The organism is Flavobacterium poyangense (genome assembly GCF_011751075.1).
GTDB classification, from domain to species: Bacteria; Bacteroidota; Bacteroidia; order Flavobacteriales; family Flavobacteriaceae; genus Flavobacterium; species Flavobacterium poyangense.
In genome coordinates this window covers 100,787-120,017 of sequence record NZ_JAALLN010000002.1, presented here as the reverse complement: position 1 = coordinate 120,017, position 19,231 = coordinate 100,787, and the positions used below count along the sequence as shown (strand labels likewise).

Below are 19,231 nucleotides of genomic sequence, written 5' to 3'. Positions count from 1 at the left end.
GCAGAATAAAAATATCAGCATAATCTGCTAAATCTGCGTGAGAAACTTTGCGCACCTTGCGGTTAAATAAGCATAAAGTTTATAAAGTATCAGCCTTTTCTAAGTACAGAAATTTGTGAAAATTAGTGCAATTGCTTTGACAGTTCACTATCGCTCGAGCCGTGGCTAAAAAAAACGAAACGATGATTAATAAACGCCTTTTAATTAAAAACTTACTCGCACACAACGACGAGAGCAGTTTTTATGATAAAAAAAGACAATTGAATCTGCATACCCGTGAAGGAAAAGGAAAGTTTTTGAAACACATTTGCGCATTGTCCAATTCAAATCCTACCAATAATTCGTATATCGTGGTTGGGGTTGAAGATCAGGATAACGAGATTGTGGGGGATGATTTCTTTGATGATAGCCGAATACAAAATCTGGTAAATGCTTTTTTAGAGAATCCTCCTAAAATCCAGTACGAAAATGTTCCGTTTCCAAATCTTCCGAAAGACAGGGTAGTCGGATTGGTTACGATTAAACCCAAGAATAAAGTATCGTATTTTAAGAAAGGAATCCATACCATTCTCGCCAATAGTGTTTTTGTACGTCGTGGAAGTAATTCGATTCCGGTTGAAGGAGAAATCGAAAAGAATTACCAGAATATCGAGACGGTTATCGGAATTGAAAACAGCTCTCGAAACAGCATCCAATATACGCTGGACGGCGTTATCGATTTTATGAATTTCAGGCACAAAGATATGTCGCCTAAATACCATGTTTTTAAAGAATTGTTTGTGATCTGCTGGGCCGGAGTTCCTAAAAAGTCCAGAGATAAGACCTTTTTATCCCGTGTAGATATCGAATTAATTAACGAGCAGATTAAGCTTTTTTATTCGGCTCAGGATGTGGTTACTATTGTTTATGACGACGATAGTTTTACAATAACCGAGTATGTGCCGTTAGGTCTCAATGATAAAACAAGTTATTACCCTTTAGAGGAACAAACGATTCGCTTTTTTGATAATGGTTACTATAAAATCGATCGTAAAATGCTTTTCCAGCCTCCGGAATTCAATCGCCGAATGCTGTTTCATATTTACAATTCGAATGTGGCATTGCTTCTGAAGTTGCAAAAAGGAGGGGGGCTTTCGGAAAGAGAATTGATCGATTTAGAAAACCTTCCGTCTACTTTTATGATTTGTTATCTGAACGGTTTTGATGATGCCAAGCAGAAACTGATAGATTCCAAGTTGCTTTTGAAACCTTTCGGACCGGTGTATTTATCCTTTAAAGAGGCACTCCGGATTTTGCGGAAAATGAAATATGATGTGCAATGAGAAAGGGCTGAGAGGTTAAGTTGTTTACGTCAGTTGTAATTCTCTGCGAAAACGGTTTCAATTTTTTTTAAACTGTCATTTTCTTCAAATTGTAAATGTGTGATCTCATTATTGTAAAATTTTTCAATGAAAAGTTTGATGATGTACATGACTTCAGCTCTATTATCGCTATTCGTTAAAAGTTCTTGAACTAAATAATTGCTTAATTTTAATTTTTGACTTTTATACTGGTTAGACATTAAAGTAGAGTTGGAATTTTTATGTAAGAGAATCATCTTATCGACCTTGTCTATTTCTTCTATTAAATCCAGAATATGATATAATTTAGTATCTGTCATATGAAGTAAATTAAAATTTTATTTCCAAAAAGCCTTTTGATAGTTTATTCCCTCGGATCCTTCTTGTTTTTGTAAAACGATCCATCCAGTAGGCTTTGTCACTAATACATCTAAAATTATTTACGTGGTTCTCAGGATAGGTTTCTACAATATAAGCATCGACTCCATAAATGATTTCTGAGTTTGGGTATGTGAAATTATCTAATTTTGATCCTAGCTGAGAAACAATATTATGATGGAGAAATGTGATCAAATCGATATCTCCCGGGTTATACTTTTTTGTTACATAAGAACCGTTAATCCATTGGTGTAACTCATCTAAGTTACATACTTTTTTGAAATCTTCATTGTATTTAACATAAGCTTCGAAAATTTCTTTCCTTTTTTTCGAAGGTATTTTTAATACAAATTCATTTTCTAACTCCAGGATAGTAGAAATGATTTTGTTGTCAGGGACTAATAGGCCTGAACGGTTAAAGGTTAGCATAAGAAAAAAAGTTAATGTTTAATTTCAAATATATGAAAAAAATAAGAATTAACTTTCTTTTTTTGTTTCTGAAATGTATGTGAAACGGCTATTGAAAAATTAAAAACGGTTTAATTTTGTCATAAGGTAATAAAAGGTCTTTTGGTCCATCTGCATAGGAAGCAGCTTCATAGGAGTTGTAATACAATAGCAAACCTTCAGAGGTGTAAAAAATATTCTGAGGCAATTGAAATTTGTCGTTTTCAAACATTAATCCGGTCGCATTAATGTTTGCCTTTTCAGGGATTTTGTATTTTGCTCTGAATTCTTTTTCGGCAAGAGCTTTGAATTCTTTTTGATTTTTGAATATCTGATCGTTAAAAATTAATTTTCCTGTTTTAGGATTAAACAGTAAAGAACGATAACCCTGATAACCGTGCGCTCCTCCTGTAAAAGTGTAATGATCAATTTTTATGTTTATAATCTGCTCGGATTGGAACTCGACATTACCAATGATTTTGGCTTCCCATCCAAAAGTTTCGGTTGGGAATTTTTTATGCATTTCTTCATAAGAAGCAATAAAAGAGGAGGCCAATGAATTATAATCGGCTGACTTTAATGGTTTCTCTTCAAAATAAACAATTTCTTTTACTACCGAAAAGATCTTTTTATTTATGCTATCCGCAACAATCGGAATCTTTTTTGCAATTGGAAGATCGATGGTGATACTTGGACAATCTTTATCACAAGGCAAAGTCGATTTTTTTTGAAATGTTTCATTTTCAAAAGAGAGTTCTTTGCTGCAGCTCACAAGCAAGAGAAACGAAAAGACTAAAAAAGTGTACTTTTTCATGTGTAAAAATGTTAATTATATACAAAGGTAAGAAGTTGTGAGAGGATTAAAATAAATTAAACGGTAAATTTGTACTCATAAATCAGGTTAAATAAAGAGAATCATATGAAATTCAATACAAAAGTAATACATGGTGGCCAGCACCATGATCCAAGTACAGGGGCTGTTATGCCTCCGGTGTATCAAACTTCAACTTATATTCAGACTAGCCCGGGGCAACCTTTGGGAGATTATGAGTACAGCCGTGCATCAAATCCTACACGTACAGCTTTAGAGAACGCTTTGGCAAGTATAGAAAACGGTACACGCGGATTGGCTTTCTCATCTGGTTTGGCTGCTACAGATTGTGTGTTGCGATCTTTTAAAGCCGGTGACGAAGTAATTGCCATGGACGATTTATATGGCGGTACCTACAGAATGTTTTCAAGAGTGTATAAGGACTCAGGGATTAAGTTTCATTTTGTTGATATGACGGATATCGCAAAGTTGAAAGCTTTAATTAACGAAAACACAAAATTGATTTGGGTAGAAACACCAACAAATCCGTTGATGAAATTGGCCGATATTCAGGAAATTGCTAAAATAACCAAAGAGCATAAAATCTGGTTGGCAGTAGACAATACGTTTGCAACTCCTTATTTGCAAAAACCTCTTGATCTGGGTGCAGACATTGTAATGCATTCTGCTACAAAATATTTAGGTGGGCATTCTGATGTTATCGCCGGAGCTCTTATTGTAAAAGACGAAGCTTTAGGAGAACAGTTGCATTTTCAACAATTTGCGACAGGAGCTACACTTGGACCAATGGACAGTTTTTTGGTTTTGAGAGGAATTAAAACGCTTTCTCTTAGAGTACAGAGACACTGTGAAAATGGAGAAAAAGTAGTGGAATATTTGAGTAATCATCCAAAAATAAAGACCGTTTATTATCCGGGACTTCCAAATCATCCGTTTCATGAAATTGCTAAAAAGCAAATGAAAGCGTTTGGAGGAATGGTGTCGTTTGATTTTAAATCAGGTAAGAAAGAAGATTCTATTGCCTTTTTAGAGAAACTTAAAGTTTTCACACTGGCTGAATCATTAGGAGGAGTAGAATCATTGGCAAATCATCCTGCTTTAATGACACATGCTTCTATTCCGGCCGACAAAAGAGCAGAAGTAGGTATTACCGACGATTTGGTACGATTGAGTGTGGGTATCGAAGATGCAGAAGATTTAATCGCCGACTTAGAACAGGCTTTAGCATAAAACAATAAGAAACGTCTCCACTGGAGGCGTTTTTTTTTGCTCAATTTTAATCATATTAGTAATGTAAGCACATTTAACTAAGTTTTATAACTGGGTGTTTTTTTTTGTGTTTGTTTTCTTGCGAAGATGCCGAATTTTTTACACAAACTAATTCGCTTTATCAGTTTGCTATTGTTTAAGATTTGTTGACTATCAGAAAGAATATAGTGTTAAAAGTAAAATCTAAACAATAATGATTTGAGATAATAATTTGGAATTTGAGATTTAAAAGATTGGGATTTATTTCAAAGAAATTTCTATTCTTTAATCACTTTTAAAGTTTTAGAGAGGCCTACGGCGGTAATTTTTATAAAATAAACCCCGGGAGCCAAAGCTGACATATCAACATTTCCCTGAGTAGAATGAATTGATTTTTCGATTACGGTTTGCCCTAAGAAATTAATAACAGTCAGAGTTGTAATTTCTTTTTCAAAAGAAACGTAGAATAAATCTTTAACCGGATTCGGATAATATTTAAGGGTAGGTACGTCATAATCTGTTGCCGTATCAGTCGCTTTTTTATGGGAAACTGTTTTGGTTTGAGCAAAAGACAGTGAGCAGCTAATTAATAAAAGTAATAATATAGCGTAAAGTTTTTTCATATAACAATATTTAAAAAGCAAAATACTGAATATTAGTGCATTCAATTCTTCTACGCTTTACTAGTGTTGTGAACAAAATCATATTCGTTTGTTGTGTTGAAACTTTGAAGTGAGATTCAAGCGTTTCGGGAAATTTCGAGGAGATTTGTGTCGTTTTCAGATTTGCTTTATCTGTGGATCAAATAATTGAAATTGATGAGTTAGGTCATCCTTATTCAAATGATTTCAAAGACTAGCTTTAAAGTCTTTCATTTGTCATAGTAGAAAAAAAACCTTTTAAAATCTTTAATTTAAAGAGTTTAAAAGGCTTTATATAAAGTTGAGATTATAAATTTGAACCTGACGACAACAAGTAATTGAGCGATTTCAATTTTTGCATTTTGGAATTTGGATTTTCAAAATTTGGAATTTAACTCACTTAGTCTCCAAAATAGTATATATATCCTACGTTAAGCCAAACCTGAGAGTCGTTTGATTTATTTTCTTTGTATCTGTTTTTATTCGGGTTTAATCCGTCAACCCAATCAGAACTAAAACCTTGGTAACGAATATCAAGCATTAAATCACTCATGTCATTTAATCGGTAATGTACTCCTACGCCGGTTATTACAGAGAAAACTACACCGTTTTCCTCAGAAAAGCCATATTTTCGGCCATCAGAAGGGACAAGGTATTTTGGATAAGTCGTTTCCGGAGTTCCTAAAGGGCCTAAAGAAGAACTCACTTTGGTGGAGTAATAGCTGGCCATAAATCCTAAACTTAAATAAGGACTAAACACGCCAATGCTTCTTTCGTAATCATGTATTTTCATGAAAGGAGAAAATTCTAGTTGTGCACCAAGGTTTAATAAAGTAGAACTACCGGACATAGCTTTGAGCTGTTGCGTCGATAACTTAGCAGGATTTCCTTCAACGGATGCTCCAAAATGATTTAGCTTAGTGGTGTTAAATGACAATTCTGATCTGACCTTAAAATGTTCGTTAAAAAAACTACCTCTGTTGCTATTTGCAGAAAAGTTAATGAAGTGTACAATCCCCAAGCCGAAACCTGTGTTTCCTATAGTAGTGTCAAAATTATTTCTTTCGCCATAATCTGACTGAAAAGATACGGGTCCGAATATTATTCCTACTTCTTGTGCGAAAGATTGCGCATTGCTGTTTGTGGTGAACCCTAATAGGGCGAATAATGTGATTACTATAGTTTTAGGCATGAGTTTGGGCTTTCAAATCTTGGCAAATATATAAAAAACAAGTCCGAATCAAAGTATAAAATTGCGCTATTAGAAAATAAGTACTAAAATGCTTAATTTGCTACTTTTAATAGGGTTGTTTTGATCTAAATTTAGAAGTGTAAAATAGTATTTTTCGGTTTGTTTGAAAAAAATATAATTCGGTGATTCAAATGAAAAAAAATAACAGTAGAATTATCATTTTATCCTATCTTTGCGTGTCAAAACGAAAACGTTTTCTTAAACGTGTTTGCTAAGTTTACAAGGAGTGTAAATAAAATAATTTACTAGAATAATTTATTTAAAAAATGGAACAAAAAATAAATGAATTTATGGCTCTTGTCGAGTCAAAAAATCCAAACGAGCCAGAATTTCTTCAAGCCGTTAGAGAATTTGCAGAAACGGTAATTCCATTTATCGCTGAAAGAAAAAAGTACGATGGAAAAAACTTACTTCTTAGAATGGCTGAGCCAGAACGTTCTATAATTTTTAGAGTTCCATGGGTAGATGATAAAGGAGAGATAGTTGTAAACAGAGGTTTTAGAATTCAGATGAATTCTGCAATCGGACCTTACAAAGGCGGAATTAGATTTCATCATACAGTGAATTTGTCTGTATTGAAATTTCTTGCTTTTGAACAAGTTTTTAAAAATAGTTTAACGACACTTCCTATGGGAGGTGGAAAAGGAGGTTCTGATTTTGATCCGGAAGGAAAATCTGATGGTGAGATCATGCGTTTCTGTCAATCTTTTATGACTGAATTATGTCGTCATATTGGTCCTGATCTTGACGTTCCTGCAGGTGATATCGGTGTTGGTGCCAGAGAAATTGGTTATTTATTTGGTCAATACAAAAGAATCAGAAATGAGTTTACCGGTGTTTTAACCGGGAAAGGACTTGCCTATGGTGGTTCATTAATTCGTCCTGAGGCTACCGGATACGGAGTTGTTTATTTTACAGATCAAATGTTACGTACTATCGGACATGAGATAAAAGGAAAAAGAGTTGCTATTTCAGGTTTCGGAAACGTGGCTTGGGGTGTTGCTTTAAAAATTAATGAATTAGGAGGGAAAGTGGTTACCATTTCCGGACCTGATGGTTATATTTATGATGAAGAAGGTATCTCTGGAGACAAAATCGAACATATGGTCGAAATGAGAGCAACCGGAGATAACAGAGCAGAAAACTACCTTCTGAAATATCCAAATGCTGTTTTCCATAAAGGAAAAAGTCCTTGGGAAGTAAAAGTAGATATCGCTATTCCGTGTGCAACTCAAAATGAATTGAATGGTGAAGATGCTCAAAAACTAATTGATAATGGAGTATTGTGTGTAACAGAAGCTGCTAATATGCCTTCTACATTAGATGCTATTAAATTATTCTTAGATAATAAAGTATTATTCGCTCCAGGAAAAGCTGCAAACGCAGGTGGAGTTGCTGCCTCTGGGTTAGAAATGACACAGAACTCAATTCGTCTGAACTGGACTAGTGAAGAAGTAGATTTAAGATTAAAAGATATCATGGTTGGAATTCACAACCAATGTAAAAAATATGGTGCTGGTGATGACGGTTACGTAAATTACGTAAAAGGTGCTAACATTGCCGGATTTGTTAAAGTTGCAGATGCTATGCTTGCTCAAGGTGTAGTGTAATTTTAATTATAATTTATTAAATGCCTTCATTCGTCTTAAGATGAATTGAAGGCATTTTTTTTTGTTTCATTATGAAAAAAAACTCGCCACGAATTGCACAAATTCTCACGAATTAAATTTTTTAAACTTTGGGAAATCCTTTTAATCTGTGAAATCCGTGGCAAAACAAAAAAAAGTAGCCGCAGATTTTGCAGATTAAAAGGTTTTTTTTCTGATTAGTAGTTGTTGTTCGTCAATCGGATTCGGAGAAAAACAAAACAATTCGTGGAAATTCGTGCAATTCGCGGCAAAAAACCTCGCGGTCAATTGTATGAACTTTGACGGATTAGTTTTTTTCTGATGCAGCGTTGCTAATCAGCAATTGAGTTTAGGTTGTAAATTATTTATGAAGAGAACAAAATTCAAATACTTACGTTTGTAGTATATTTGTTTATCTATAGCTAGCTGATAATGAGAAAAAGGTTTTTGTGTATTTTGTTTTTGTTGCTTTTGCAATTGAGTTTTGGGCAAAACGCCTTATCCTGGCAAGGATATTTTTCGTTTAACGAGATAAAGGATGTTTCAGAAAGTTCGACAACTGTTTTTGCGGCTTCAGAAAATGCATTGTTTTCTAAAAATTCGACTACGAATACAATCAAAACAACGACAACTGTTGATGGCTTGTCCGGGCAAACTATTTCGGCATTATATTATAGTGAAAGTTCTAAAAAGACTTTAGTGGGTTACGAGAATGGTTTGCTGATTCTTGTTAATGAAAAGGATGGAGGAATCGTAAAAAAAGTTGATATTATCAACAAACAATTGCCTTCAAATCTAAAGAGAATCAATCATTTTATGGAGTATAACGGATTGGTCTATGTTTCCTGTGATTTTGGAATTGTTCAGTTTAATTTGAAAACCGCTCAATTTGGAGATACCTATTTTATAGGTGACAATGGGGCACAGATAAGTGTAAAACAAACTGCTTTTTTTAACGAATCTATTTTTGCTGCAACCTCTAGCGGAATCAGAAAAGCAGCTATTGCAAATCCGAATCTTATTGATTTTAGTCAATGGAGTACCTTAAATCCGGGAGATTGGGCCAGTGTGGAGACTTTTGACACAGAGCTTGTAGCAATAAATGCTACAGGATATCTTCATTGGTATAATTTGAATGCATTTGTTGGATTTCTTCAGCTTTCTGAGCCTTCTGTGGATTTACGTGCAAAGAATCATCATTTGTTTGTTACAACGCCTAAAACGGTTTATGTGTATAACAACCAGATGGTGCTGAATCGTCAGATTGCAAATACTCAGGTTCTGAATGATAAATTGAGTTTTACTTGTGCTACTGCGGTGGGAGATATACTTAGTATTGGTACAAAAGAGAATGGATTGTTTTCTTCGACACTTTCAGGAGTGTCCGTTTTTGAGAATAATACCCCAAGTGGGCCAGTCCGAAATAATATCTTTTCGATGGATGCGACTCCAAATGTGCTTTGGGCTGTTTATGGCGACTATGATATATTCTACAATCCTTATGGTTTAGATAGCTATGGCGTTAGCAGATACAATGCTTCGGGTTGGTTGAATATTCCTTATGAAAGTGTTTTTGATGCAAAATCAATGACACGTGTTGTAGTAAATCCAAATAATGAAAAACAGACCTATATCAGTTCTTTTTTTTCAGGGCTTTTAAAGGTTGATAATGATGTGCCAACTATTTTATATAATGAAAAAAACAGCGGTTTAGAATCGTTGACTTTTTTAGGTTCGAATTATATAGATGTACGTATAAATGGGACTGCTTTTGATAAATCAGGGAATTTATGGATAACCAACAGTTTGGTTAAAAATGGTCTGAAGGTTTTATCGCCGAATGGACAATGGCAAAGTTATTCCATGAGTTCGATTATTTCGGATAGTAATGGTACAAGTTATGGGAACATAGTCATAGATAAAAATGGCGTAAAATGGATTGGAACAAATAAAGAAGGATTGGTAGCTTTTAATGAAAAGACCAATACATTTAAGAAAATAGCAACCGGAGACGATTTAGGAAATCTGCCATCAGTAGACGTGAGAGCGGTTGCAGTAGATACTAAAGGACAACTCTGGATAGGTACTACAAAAGGATTGCGGGTTTTGTCAAATGTCAGTAGTTTTCAATCCGAGAGTCAGTTAAAAACAAATTCAATTATTATTATCGATGATAATCTGGCTCAGGAATTATTGTACGAGCAGTTTGTAACAGCTATTGTGGTAGACGGAGCAAATAACAAATGGATCGGAACTCTGGATTCCGGGGTCTTTATGGTATCGCCAAATGGACAGGAAACAAAATATCATTTTACGGTAAATAATTCGCCTTTGCCAAGTAATGCGGTTAACGATATAAAGATTAACAGTGTAACAGGTGAAGTTTTTATAGCCACTAATAAAGGGATGGTTTCTTTTAAAGGAATAGCCACCAGTGCCAATGAAAACCTGAATAATGTGTTTGTGTATCCAAATCCCGTGCGACCAGGTTATTCCGGAACTGTAAAAGTGGCCGGATTAATTGATAAAGCTAATATTAAAATAACCGATATAGAAGGGAATCTGGTTCATGAAACAACTTCCGAAGGAGGTACAATCGAATGGGATACAACCGCTTTTGGCAGATATAAAGTAGCTTCAGGCGTATATATGATTTTTATTTCGGCTCAGGACGGTGAAGAAACCAAAGTCAAAAAAGTGATGATTATTAGATAATTTTAGATTTCAAGTTTCAGGTTTCAAGTTTTATTCCCGGTTTTTCAACTTGAAACCTGAAACTTGAAACTTGAAACAAAAATAAACACCCTCACAAACAAACAGTTAAAAAAGTGCAGATCAAAACCAAAGCAATAGTAATTTCAGCTTTAAAATTTCAGGAGAAAAGTTTGATTGTGAAGTGTTTTACGCTGTCAAACGGTTTGAAATCTTATTTTGTGCGCGATGCTTTTTCGGGTCGTAAAGCCAGTCAGAAAATTGCCTATTTTCAGCCTTTATCAATATTAGAAATTGAAGCAGTTCATAAAAATAAAGGGACTTTAGAGAATTTCAAGGAAATAAAAACGGCAGTCCCTTTTCAAAGTATTCATACCGATATTGTAAAAAGTACGATGGTGATGTTTCTGTCTGAAATGCTCCATTATTCTATTCAGGAAGAAGAGAAAAACGAATCACTTTTTTTGTTTTTAGAGACCGCTTTAACCTGGTTGGATCAGCATGATGAAATTTCTAATTTTCATTTAATATTACTTCTGGAGACAACTAAATATTTAGGATTTTATCCCGATGTTTCCGAAATAGATTTGCCTTATTTTGAGATTTACGATGGTATTTTTACACTTTTTCATGGTGTAGGTTCGCTGACGGAACAGGAGAGTACTTTGTTTAAAAAATTGATTGAGCTAAAATTTGATAGCGATCAGAAAGTCTTTCATGTCCTTGAAAGACAAATACTCCTTAAAATTCTGATTGATTATTACCGTTTTCACTTAGATGGATTTAAGAATCCGAAATCTTTAGAGGTTTTAAAAGAAGTTTTCTCTTAAATTTTCGAAAGCTGCGATCTTTTTTGCTGAATTTATTAGAAATTTCGTGACTTCGTTCTTTTTTCTGTCATCTTTTATCTATTTTCCTCAAAATTCCTTACTTTCGCACCTCGTTTAAGAATAGGATAAAATGAGTACAAAATTTACTGAATACAAAGGACTTGACTTGCCAACAGTGGCATCAGAAGTATTTGATTTTTGGAAGAAAGAAAATATATTTGAAAAGAGTGTAACTACGCGTGAAGGTGCTGAACCTTTTGTGTTTTTTGAAGGACCTCCTTCAGCCAACGGCTTACCGGGAATTCATCACGTGATGGCACGTGCTATTAAAGATATTTTTTGCAGATATAAAACTCAAAAAGGTTTTCAGGTAAAAAGAAAAGCCGGTTGGGATACGCACGGATTACCTGTAGAATTAGGTACCGAAAAAGAACTTGGAATTACAAAAGAAGATATTGGTAAGTCAATTTCTATCGAAGAATATAACGAAGCGTGTAAAAAAACCGTAATGCGTTATACTGACGTATGGAATGACCTAACCGAAAAAATGGGGTATTGGGTAGATATGGAAGATCCGTATGTGACTTATAAACCTAAATATATGGAGTCTGTTTGGTGGCTTTTGAAACAAATCTACGATAAAGGTTTGCTGTACAAAGGATATACCATTCAGCCTTATTCTCCAAAAGCAGGAACAGGATTGTCTTCTCACGAAGTAAATCAGCCTGGTGCTTACCGTGATGTCACTGACACTACGATTGTAGCACAGTTTAAAACAGTTGCGGAAACTCTGCCTTCTTTTTTACAAGGTTTTGGTGACGTTCACATTTTAGCCTGGACGACTACTCCTTGGACACTGCCATCCAATACTGCGTTGACAGTTGGACCAAAAATTGATTATGTGTTAGTTAAAACTTTCAATCAATATACTTTCGAGCCAATAAATGTTGTTTTAGCGAAGAACCTGGTTGGAAAACAATTTGGAAAAGGATTTTTTGCAAGTACTGAGGAAACTGATTTCGAAAATTTCAAATCCGGAGATAAAAATATCCCGTATGCTATACTAACAGAAGCTAAAGGTGCTGATTTAGTAGAGATTCGTTACGAACAATTATTGCCTTATGTATTACCATATCAAAATGCAGAAAATGCTTTTAGAGTAATTTCAGGAGACTTCGTAACAACAGAAGACGGAACCGGAATTGTACATACCGCTCCGACTTTTGGTGCGGATGATGCTAAAGTAGCAAAAGAAGCAAAACCGGAAGTTCCGCCTATGTTGGTGTTGGACGAAAGTGGTACTGCCGTTCCTTTGGTAGATTTACAAGGAAAATTTACTTCGCATATGGGTGAGTTTGCCGGAAAATATGTTAAAAACGAATATTATGACGCCGGACAAGCTCCTGAGCGTTCGGTAGATGTTGAAATCGCCATTCGTTTAAAAGAAGAAAATAAAGCTTTTAAAGTTGAAAAATATGTTCACAGTTACCCACACAGCTGGAGAACAGACGAACCGCTTTTATATTATCCGTTAGATTCCTGGTTTATCAAGGTTACTGACGTAAAAGATAGGATGTTCGATTTGAATGAAACAATTAACTGGAAACCTAAATCTACCGGTGAAGGACGTTTCGGAAACTGGCTGAAAAATGCCAACGACTGGAACTTATCTCGTTCTAGATATTGGGGTATTCCATTGCCAATTTGGAGAACGGAAGACAAAAAAGAAGAAGTTTTAATTGGTTCTGTTGAAGAATTATATAACGCAATTGAGAAATCTATCGAAGCCGGTTTTCAAACAGAAAACCCTTTTAAAGATTTTGAAATCGGAAATATGTCTGAAGCAAATTATGATTTGATCGATTTGCATAAAAATGTAGTAGATCAGATTACTTTGGTTTCAGCTTCAGGAAAACCAATGAAACGAGAAAGCGATTTGATCGATGTTTGGTTTGATTCTGGTGCAATGCCTTATGCACAATGGCATTATCCTTTTGAAAATAAGGATAAAATCGACGAGAATAAAGATTTTCCTGCGAATTTTATCGCTGAAGGAGTAGATCAGACTCGTGGATGGTTTTATACGTTACACGCTATCGGAACTTTGGTTTTTGATAAAGTGGCGTACAAAAATGTAGTTTCAAATGGTTTGGTTTTAGATAAAAACGGACTAAAAATGTCAAAAAGTAAAGGGAATTCAATTGATCCTTTTACAACAATTAAAGAATACGGTCCTGATGCCACACGCTGGTACATGATTTCGAATGCAAATCCTTGGGATAACCTAAAGTTTGACTTGGAAGGAATTGCTGAGGTACGACGTAAATTCTTCGGAACTTTATACAACACGTATTCGTTCTTTAGTTTGTATGCCAACATTGATGGTTTTAAATACGCTGAGGCAGAAATTCCGTTAAACGAAAGACCGGAAATCGATCAGTGGATTATGTCTGAATTGCATACGTTAATAAAATTTGTTGACGAATGTTACGAAGAGTATGAACCAACAAAAGCAGCAAGAGCGATTTCTGATTTCGTTCAGGAAAATTTAAGTAACTGGTACGTTCGTTTGTGTCGTCGTCGCTTCTGGAAGGGTGAATATGCACATGATAAAATAGCAGCTTATCAGACGCTTTATACTTGTTTACTTACCATAAGTAAATTGAGTGCTCCGATCGCTCCTTTTTTCATGGATAAATTGTATCGTGACTTGACAGTTTCTACAGGATCTGAGCAATATGCCAGTGTTCACTTGGCTGAGTTCCCGAAATTTGTCGAAAACTTTGTTAATAAAACATTAGAAAGCAAAATGCAGAAGGCGCAAACCATTTCTTCTTTGGTCTTGTCACTTCGTAAAAAAGAAATGATCAAGGTGCGTCAACCTTTGCAAAAGGTAATGATTCCGGTACTTGACGACAATCAGCGTGCTGAAATTGAAGCTATTTCCGAGTTAGTAAAAGCCGAAGTAAACGTGAAAGAAATCATACTTTTAGACGATGCTTCAGGTATTTTAGTGAAACAGATTAAGCCTAATTTTAAGGCTTTGGGGCCGCGATTTGGGAAGGATATGGGCTTGATTTCTAAGGAGATACAAGGGTTTTCTGCAGATCAGATCAATCAATTAGACAAGGAAGGGACGTTAGATATTGTTATTGCTGGAAATAACGTAACTTTATCATTAGAAGATGTCGAAATAACCTCACAAGATATCGAAGGTTGGTTGGTTGCAAATTCAGGAGGAATAACAGTTGCACTTGATATAACCATCACCGAAGAATTGAAGAATGAAGGTATTGCGAGAGAGTTGGTAAACAGAATTCAGAATATTCGTAAAGATTCAGGATTTGAGGTTACGGATAAAATTAAAGTACAGCTTAAAAGAAGTGGTCTTCTGGAAGAAGCAATTCTGAAAAACGAAGATTACATTAAGTCTGAAACACTAACAGATGATTTAGTTTTTGTTGACGCTTTGGAAAACGGCACAGAAATTGAGTTTGATGATATTAAAACAACGATATTAATTTCAAAATAATATAAAAATGGTAGATGAAATTACAAGATACTCTGACGCCGATTTGGCAGAGTTCAAAGAAATAATTCAAAATAAAATACAAAAAGCACAGGCAGATCTTGATTTAATCAAAAGTGCTTATATGAACGACTTGAATAACGGAACCGACGATACTTCTCCTACTTTTAAAGCTTTTGAAGAAGGAAGTGAAACCATGTCTAAAGAAGCAAACTCTCAGTTGGCGATCAGACAAGAGAAGTTTATTCGTGATTTGAAAAATGCGTTATTCCGTGTCGAAAATAAAACATATGGTATCTGTAAAGTAACAGGAAAATTAATCGGTAAAGAAAGGCTTAAAATCGTTCCTCATGCTACAATGAGCATCGAAGCCAAGAATTTACAAAGATAATAGCTTAGATACTTAAAAATTAGCGCTCCTTTAGGAGCGTTTTTTTTATTTAATTGTTATTTTTGCCATCAAAATTTCATAAAATGTCATTACGAAAAGCGTATTTCCTTATATTTTTAGTTTTACTTGTTGATCAGCTTTCTAAAATTTATGTAAAAACAAATTTTATTCTCGGTGAAGAAGTTGTTATTGCTGATTGGTTTAGAATTCATTTTATAGAAAATGAAGGAATGGCCTGGGGAACAAAAATTCCTGGAGAATACGGAAAGTTAATCCTGACTGTTTTTAGAATTTTTGCCGTATTCGGAATTGGATATTGGTTGGCCGATGCAATAAAAAAACGTCATTCTACTTATTTAGTCGTTGCTATTGCATTAATTTTTGCCGGTGCGGCAGGAAATATATTGGATTCTGTTTTTTACGGAGTACTTTTTGACGACAGCACACATAATCTTGCAACACTTTTTTCGCCTACTCCTTATGGTTCATGGTTTCATGGTTTGGTGGTCGATATGTTTTATTTTCCAATTTGGGAAGGGAATTTACCAACCTGGTTGCCTTTCTTTGGAGGAAAGCATTTTATGTTTTTTAATGCTATTTTTAATGTTGCCGATGTGGCAATTTCTACAGGAGTCGGAATATTATTGGTTTTCAATAAAAGAGCATTCCCTAAAGGCTAGTAGTTATTTAAAATTCCAAAAATAAATAAATTCCAAATTTCAATATCTGATGCGATGAAACTTTAGATATTGGAATTTGGAATTTTTGACTTATTGGGATTCAATTTTTATTGTACTATTTTTGTCATACAAAAATTAAGCTTATGCAAAGTCCGTCTTTCTCCATTTATGATGCTTCTGCAGGTTCGGGAAAGACCTATACTTTGGTTAAGGAATACCTGAAGATTATGCTTTCCTCGCCAAAAAACGATGCCTATCGCAATATTTTGGCCATAACTTTTACCAATAAGGCGGTTCATGAAATGAAAAGCCGTATTGTGGGGAGTTTATCTGAGTTTACCAAAGAAGTCCCTTCTGATAAAGCATCCGATTTAATGGAAGATCTGTCCCGCGATACCGGACTTTCTATTATAAAAATCAAAGCAAAATCTCAGAATATCATTAAGCACTTAATTCATAATTATGCGGCTTTTGATATTTCTACTATTGATAAATTTACACATAAGGTAATTCGTGCTTTTGCACACGATTTGAATTTACCTATGACTTTTGAGGTTACCCTGGACACCGAAAATTTATTGGTAGAAGCCGTTGATGCTATTATCGCTCAGGCTGGACAGGATGAAACGCTTACAAAATTACTTGTCGATTTTACGATGGAAAAAACCGACGATGACAAGAGTTGGGATGTTTCGCGTGAAATTCTGGAGACCGGAAGGTTAGTGCTGAATGAAAACAACCGAAACGAGATCGCGCATTTTCAGGATAAGTCGATTGAAGAATTTATCGCTATAAAAAAGAAAATGTCGGTTTTGTGTGCCGATCTGGAAAAAGTAAATGCAGAGTTTGCCGCTGAATTACTTTTTTTAATTGATAAAAACGGAATTGATGTAAAGTCTTTTTCGAGAGGAACCTTCCCAAATCATCTGGAAAGCATTAGGGATGGAAAATTCAATCCAAGGAATAAAACCTTTCATGAGTTTGAGGATATTGCCATAAATAAAACAGCAAAAGACAAAGCATTAATTGAAAACCTTATCCCGGAGTTTCTTCAAACGCTGGTTAAAATCTATAAAAATTTCGAGAAGAGAGATTTCTACAAAGCTTTTCTTAAAAACATTACGCCTTTGTCTTTGCTGAATACGGTTAGTAATGAATTGGCTAAGATTCAATCCGAGCAAAATATATTGTCTATTTCCGAATTCAACGCGATAATTTATCGCGAGATTCAGAATCAGCCGGCGCCTTTTATTTATGAACGTCTGGGAGAGCGGTATCGTCATTTTTTTATTGATGAATTTCAGGATACTTCAGAAATGCAATGGCAAAATCTGATTCCGCTTATTGACAACGCGCTTGCTGGTCAGGATGATTTAGGAAATAAAGGTACTTTGATGATTGTTGGAGATCCTAAACAGTCTATTTATCGTTGGAGAGGTGGTAAAGCCGAGCAGTTTATCGAATTGAGTAAAGGAGAAAATCCTTTTAGTAATAAAGATCAGAGATTAGAACATTTAGCTACTAATTATCGAAGTTATAGTGAGGTAATTGATTTTAATAATTCTTTTTTTAGGTTGATTTCTGCCGAATTTTCAAACGAAGATTACAAAGATTTGTATGAAAATCATAGTTTTCAAAATGCAAACTCCAAAAAAGGAGGGTATGTCAACATCTCTTTTCTTCCCGTTGTAGAGAAAAATGATTTTGGAGACGAAGAGGAAGTGACAGAGAAATCAGATTTATATGTTTTGGCTACTTTAAACACAATTCTGAATGTGGTTCGGGAAGGTTTTGAATATAAAGATATTGTTATTTTGACACGTAAAAGAGGTCAGGGAATTGCGATTGCCAATTATTTAACGGAGCAGAATATTCCACTTTTATCTTCGGAAACATTGATGATTCAAAATGCAACAGAGGTGCGTTTAATAATTCACCTGCTGAAATACTTGAATAATAGTGCTGATTTAGAGGCAAAAGCTAATTTTTTGCATTTCTTAACGGGTACTTTAGAAATCGAAATGCCGGTTCATGATTTTATTGCGCAAGGAATGGCGAACAAATTTGAAAGTGATTTTGAAAAGTGGCTTTTGACTTTTGATGTTTCGCTTTCTTTTGAGAATGTCAGAAAGAAATCTTTGTATGAGGCAGTTGAGATTATCATTTCAAAATTCGTTCTTCCGACAGAGGGAAATGCCTATGTGCAATTTTTTCTGGATATTGTTTTAGAACGCGATATAAGAAATCAGGCCGGAATAGCAGATTTTCTTAGCTTTTGGGAGAAAAATGGTGAGAAATTCAGCATTCCGTCTCCGGAAGGTAATAACGCCGTTCGGATTATGACGATTCATAAATCAAAAGGATTGGAGTTTCCGGTTGTTATTATGCCTTTTGCTGAGGAAGATTATAACAGAAAACCAAAAGATAAACTTTGGCTGGATGCAGAAGAGGAAGGCTTGGGTGTTCCAAAGGCTCTGATTGATAATAGTAGTGCTGTTGAAGGGTTTGGTGAAAATGCTTCGGCTGTTTTTAATTTGAAAAAACAGGAAGAATTACTCGATAATATTAATGTTTTGTATGTGGCGTTAACACGGGCTGAGGAACAGCTTTATGTTATTTCGCAATCATTAAAAGAAAGAAAAGATGGAGAGTTTCCAAGTAATATGGCTTCTTTTTTTATCAAATACCTGATCAATAAGGGGGTGTATGATTCAGAAAAATTAGAATATGATTTTGGGAATAGGAAGAAACTTTCACCTCCGTCAAAAGCGGCCGATTTAGTGCGGACAATTCCAATGGTTGCTGAAGTTTTAAACCCGAAGAATATAAAAATCGCGCAACGTGAAGCGCTAATGTGGGGTACGCATCAACAAGAAGCAATTTCGTATGGAAATCTTGTTCATGAAATTTTAGCTTTCGTAAAAGATAAATCCGATATTGATTTGGCTGTTACCAAGGCGATAGAAAACGGTTTGGTTACTTTTGATCAGTCTGAGAAAGTGCTGCAGACACTTCGGGAAATTGTGCATCATCCCGAATTGAGCATGTGTTTTGACGGAAAAGATAAAATTCTGAACGAACAAACGATTGTTCAGAAAGAGGGTAAGATTTTGAAGCCGGATAGGGTGGTGTTGACAAAAAGTAGGGAGGCATATCTTTTAGATTATAAAACAGGGGCAGTTAATGCGAAATATACCAGACAACTTCAGGAGTATCAGGATGCAATTGAAGATTTGGGATATAAAGTGTTAAAAAAAGCGTTGGTGTATATAGGAACAGATGTCGATGTGGTAAATTTGTGATGAAATTAATCAGTTGTTAAT

General features: G+C 34.9%; 14 protein-coding genes. 9 read left to right on the top strand and 5 right to left on the bottom strand.

What is annotated here, in order from left to right; all coding sequences use genetic code 11:
- The first annotated feature begins 182 nt into the window (after positions 1-182).
- Positions 183-1,322, top strand: coding sequence for an ATP-binding protein (locus G3A47_RS05435; protein WP_166921170.1), 1,140 nt, complete (start codon positions 183-185; stop codon positions 1,320-1,322).
- Positions 1,323-1,351: 29 nt separating this feature from the next.
- Here the strand turns inward: G3A47_RS05435 and G3A47_RS05430 are convergent, their stop codons facing one another.
- From G3A47_RS05430 to G3A47_RS05420, 3 genes are all read right to left on the bottom strand, one after another.
- Entirely contained in the window at positions 1,352-1,660 is a 309-nt protein-coding gene (locus G3A47_RS05430; protein ID WP_166921169.1) for a hypothetical protein, read from the bottom strand.
- Positions 1,661-1,670: 10 nt separating this feature from the next.
- A complete protein-coding gene (locus tag G3A47_RS05425; RefSeq protein WP_166921168.1) occupies positions 1,671-2,147 on the bottom strand; it encodes a DUF6932 family protein in 477 nt (158 codons plus the stop codon).
- A gap of 88 nt (positions 2,148-2,235) precedes the next feature.
- On the bottom strand, positions 2,236-2,979 hold the full coding sequence (locus G3A47_RS05420) for a DUF3298 and DUF4163 domain-containing protein (protein WP_166921167.1): 744 nt from the start codon (positions 2,977-2,979) through the stop codon (positions 2,236-2,238).
- Positions 2,980-3,084: 105 nt separating this feature from the next.
- Between G3A47_RS05420 and G3A47_RS05415 the strand changes: the two genes are divergently transcribed.
- A complete protein-coding gene (locus tag G3A47_RS05415) occupies positions 3,085-4,227 on the top strand; it encodes a cystathionine gamma-synthase (protein WP_166921166.1) in 1,143 nt (380 codons plus the stop codon).
- Between the two features lie 296 nt (positions 4,228-4,523).
- Here the strand turns inward: G3A47_RS05415 and G3A47_RS05410 are convergent, their stop codons facing one another.
- The gene (locus tag G3A47_RS05410; RefSeq protein WP_166921165.1) at positions 4,524-4,868 is read right to left on the bottom strand and encodes a T9SS type A sorting domain-containing protein; all 345 of its coding nucleotides are present in this window, start codon (positions 4,866-4,868) and stop codon (positions 4,524-4,526) included.
- A 418-nt stretch (positions 4,869-5,286) separates the two neighbouring features.
- Entirely contained in the window at positions 5,287-6,078 is a 792-nt protein-coding gene (locus G3A47_RS05405) for a THC0290_0291 family protein (protein ID WP_166921164.1), read from the bottom strand.
- A gap of 326 nt (positions 6,079-6,404) precedes the next feature.
- Between G3A47_RS05405 and gdhA the strand changes: the two genes are divergently transcribed.
- The 7 genes from gdhA (at position 6,405) to G3A47_RS05370 (ending at position 19,210) form a co-directional block, all read left to right on the top strand.
- Positions 6,405-7,748 (top strand): NADP-specific glutamate dehydrogenase, encoded by a 1,344-nt coding sequence (gene gdhA / locus G3A47_RS05400; RefSeq protein ID WP_166921163.1) that lies wholly within the window; start codon positions 6,405-6,407, stop codon positions 7,746-7,748.
- Between the two features lie 450 nt (positions 7,749-8,198).
- Entirely contained in the window at positions 8,199-10,481 is a 2,283-nt protein-coding gene (porZ, locus tag G3A47_RS05395) for a type IX secretion system anionic LPS delivery protein PorZ (protein ID WP_166921162.1), read from the top strand.
- Positions 10,482-10,594: 113 nt separating this feature from the next.
- Positions 10,595-11,308, top strand: coding sequence for a DNA repair protein RecO (gene recO / locus G3A47_RS05390; protein ID WP_166921161.1), 714 nt, complete (start codon positions 10,595-10,597; stop codon positions 11,306-11,308).
- A 130-nt stretch (positions 11,309-11,438) separates the two neighbouring features.
- Positions 11,439-14,840: an isoleucine--tRNA ligase gene (gene ileS, locus G3A47_RS05385; protein WP_166921160.1), complete on the top strand. Its 3,402-nt coding sequence runs from the start codon at positions 11,439-11,441 to the stop codon at positions 14,838-14,840.
- Between the two features lie 7 nt (positions 14,841-14,847).
- A complete protein-coding gene (locus G3A47_RS05380; protein WP_035681592.1) occupies positions 14,848-15,228 on the top strand; it encodes a TraR/DksA family transcriptional regulator in 381 nt (126 codons plus the stop codon).
- 83 nt (positions 15,229-15,311) lie between these two features.
- A complete protein-coding gene (locus G3A47_RS05375) occupies positions 15,312-15,908 on the top strand; it encodes a lipoprotein signal peptidase (RefSeq protein WP_166921159.1) in 597 nt (198 codons plus the stop codon).
- Between the two features lie 143 nt (positions 15,909-16,051).
- Positions 16,052-19,210: a UvrD-helicase domain-containing protein gene (locus G3A47_RS05370; RefSeq protein ID WP_166921158.1), complete on the top strand. Its 3,159-nt coding sequence runs from the start codon at positions 16,052-16,054 to the stop codon at positions 19,208-19,210.
- Positions 19,211-19,231: the final 21 nt, after the last annotated feature.